Consider the following 2,779-nt stretch of genomic DNA (forward strand, 5'->3'; position numbering starts at 1 on the left):
CGCAGGTTCAAATCCTGTCCCCGCAACCAAATGGTCCCGTGGTGTAGTGGTTAACATGCCTGCCTGTCACGCAGGAGATCGCCGGTTCGACCCCGGTCGGGACCGCCATTTATGTTGGCTCGGTAGCTCAGTCGGTAGAGCAGAGGACTGAAAATCCTCGTGTCGGCGGTTCGATTCCGTCCCGAGCCATCATTTTTTTATGCCGGCTTAGCTCAATTGGTAGAGCAACTGACTTGTAATCAGTAGGTTGGGGGTTCAAGTCCTCTAGCCGGCATCATTTAGGGGCATAGTTTAAAGGTAGAACTGAGGTCTCCAAAACCTCCAGTGTGGGTTCGATTCCTACTGCCCCTGTAAAGTATATGGGCCTATAGCTCAGCTGGTTAGAGCGCACGCCTGATAAGCGTGAGGTCGATGGTTCGAGTCCATTTAGGCCCACCATATATTATTCCGCAGTAGCTCAGTGGTAGAGCTATCGGCTGTTAACCGATCGGTCGTAGGTTCGAGTCCTACCTGCGGAGCCATGGCCCGTTGGTCAAGTGGTTAAGACACCGCCCTTTCACGGCGGTAACACGGGTTCGAATCCCGTACGGGTCATACAAAAAAGAGTCAGCATTATGCTGGCTCTTTTTTATTTTGTTAATCCTTTTTATTACGTTACTTTCCAGAAATAAATAAAGGAATTTTGGAAAAGCTATGGTATGTATAAAAAGGAGGAAATCATAATGACACGAGTGAGAGACTTAATGAGTACCCATATTGTACATTGTACACCGCTAGACAATGTATATGAGGCAGCTGTAAAAATGAAGGAAGAATCGATTGGATTAATTCCTGTTGTTGAAAATGAGCAAGTTGTTGGGCTTGTTACTGATCGTGATTTAGTCGTTCGAGGGATTGCTGAAAAACATCCTGGATCTAATAAGATTACAAATGTAATGACAACAAATATTATCTCAGTTTCTCCAAATGATTCTATTGAAAAAGCTACAGAGCTAATGGCACAGCATCAAATTAGACGATTACCAGTAGTTGATAGTGGTCAACTTATTGGCATGTTAGCACTAGGAGATTTAGCTATAAGGGAATCAGCAGATGATCAAGCTGGATTTGCCTTGAGCGAAATCTCAGAGCGTACAGAGTAAATTGAAACTTTCATTAACCGAGAGTTTAATGGTCACTCATAAAGAGCTAAATTATATATAAATTTCAGATACATTATTCTAGTATATATGGATTAAACTAATATGTTAGCGTGATGTATCTGAGACATTATATAATAAGTATGTGGTTAATAATTTCGACATTTTTTTAAAATTTGTTATTCTTAATTTTTAATAAGAGAAAAGATGATATACTGATAGATATAAGTATTATGAGAGATTTTGAATATAACAATATTAATTTTTAGTGGTGCGATAATAAATTAATATTTCCTACATAGATGAAAAGGGAAGGGGAATTATATGAAGGCTGTACAGGGCGATCCAAATTGGAATTTGGTTACAGATACATATATAGAACCAAATAATTTCGCTGAATTATTTTCTTTGCTTGTACCTTGTCACCCAAAAGGTGAGGGGAAAGAACGAACTATATTAGTATGGAAAGAGAAAGAATTTTATAAAGAAGAAAATTTAGCGGCATTTATCGTATATGGCATGAATAAAGCAAAGAAATTACCGCAGTTTCATAAAGATGAAATTCCAACTTTAGTGCGTATTCTTCGCTTATGCCAAGAGATTGGTTGGTATGAAGAGGCAAATGATTTTATGATAGCGCAAGGATTAGCTGAGTTTGTTCATACTTCATTGGAATATGAAACATGGGATCTTTTGACGCAATCAGTTGCTTTAAATTATTTAATTATTAAATATCGTATAGGTGAATTGACAGATAGGGATATTGAAATTTGGGATAGAGTTAAATTTAATGAGAAGTGTATAACCGATTGTAAACATTTATTATCTCATAAAGAAGTATTGGAATTTACATTCTTTTATATGTGCAAGAGAGCGAAATCATTATCAAAAGAGCAATTAAATAGTGATATGATGAGTTTAGCAATGTATTGTAATACTTTTGTATATGATTTGTATACACATGATTTATTACGGAAATATCGTAAGTGTACAGATTTCCTATCATATTATGGACCTAGTCAGGCAGTTTTAGCATGTCAAAGAGCTGTATTATCTCAAATTTCCGATCGCTTAGACCCATTAAAGACAACGCATGTAGATGATTATTTATATGTGATGAAAGAAATGATGGAGCATATGACGATAGGAGTAATGGATCGATATGGTCATTTTATTGGAAAGCTACTATCTTATGTGCCATTTTTCGAAATGATACAAGTTCCACAGCATGCATATTATTGTGAAGAATTACTGTATATTTGTAAGGGCATTGAATATAAAGAAGAAACACTACGCAATTATATATTTATACAATTACATGATTGTTTACCATCATTCTTTAGGCTATTTCTTAAAAATAAGCGTTACGCAACGATTCATGATATTCTTTTCTATTGGTGCGATGACGAACAACGAATGAGCTTAGAGAAAAAATATAATCTGAGCTTTATTTATGAAAAATATGCTTGTGGATAAACAATATTTTCGATATGAAAAATTAATATAAATTAAAAAGGATCTCCAGTTTATAAAATGTACCCTATAGAATAGACACTTAAAAAAAGTCTATTCTATAGGGTATTTCTTGTATAATGAGAGAAAAATGAGAATCGGAGAAATTTTAAAATGACGAAAAAATT

General features: G+C 35.5%; 2 protein-coding genes and 7 tRNA genes. All 9 read left to right on the plus strand.

Going from position 1 to position 2,779, the window contains the following annotated elements; all coding sequences use genetic code 11:
- The first annotated feature begins 32 nt into the window (after positions 1 to 32).
- The 9 genes from MR112_RS28480 (at position 33) to MR112_RS28520 (ending at position 2,615) form a co-directional block, all read left to right on the plus strand.
- A tRNA-Asp gene (locus MR112_RS28480) sits at positions 33 to 108 on the plus strand.
- A gap of 8 nt (positions 109 to 116) precedes the next feature.
- Positions 117 to 189: transfer RNA gene (locus tag MR112_RS28485), tRNA-Phe, on the plus strand.
- Positions 190 to 201: 12 nt separating this feature from the next.
- Positions 202 to 274, plus strand: a tRNA-Thr gene (locus tag MR112_RS28490).
- A 6-nt stretch (positions 275 to 280) separates the two neighbouring features.
- A tRNA-Trp gene (locus MR112_RS28495) sits at positions 281 to 351 on the plus strand.
- A gap of 10 nt (positions 352 to 361) precedes the next feature.
- Positions 362 to 438 (plus strand) — tRNA-Ile (locus MR112_RS28500).
- Positions 439 to 446: 8 nt separating this feature from the next.
- Positions 447 to 521 (plus strand) — tRNA-Asn (locus MR112_RS28505).
- 1 nt (position 522) lies between these two features.
- Positions 523 to 594 (plus strand) — tRNA-Glu (locus MR112_RS28510).
- A gap of 128 nt (positions 595 to 722) precedes the next feature.
- The gene (locus MR112_RS28515) at positions 723 to 1,142 is read left to right on the plus strand and encodes a CBS domain-containing protein (RefSeq protein WP_000199006.1); all 420 of its coding nucleotides are present in this window, start codon (positions 723 to 725) and stop codon (positions 1,140 to 1,142) included.
- 321 nt (positions 1,143 to 1,463) lie between these two features.
- On the plus strand, positions 1,464 to 2,615 hold the full coding sequence (locus tag MR112_RS28520) for a DUF3965 domain-containing protein (protein ID WP_000648912.1): 1,152 nt from the start codon (positions 1,464 to 1,466) through the stop codon (positions 2,613 to 2,615).
- Positions 2,616 to 2,779 lie beyond the last annotated feature (164 nt).

Source organism: Bacillus cereus group sp. BfR-BA-01330, from assembly GCF_022663885.1.
Lineage (GTDB): Bacteria > Bacillota > Bacilli > Bacillales > Bacillaceae_G > Bacillus_A > Bacillus_A cereus.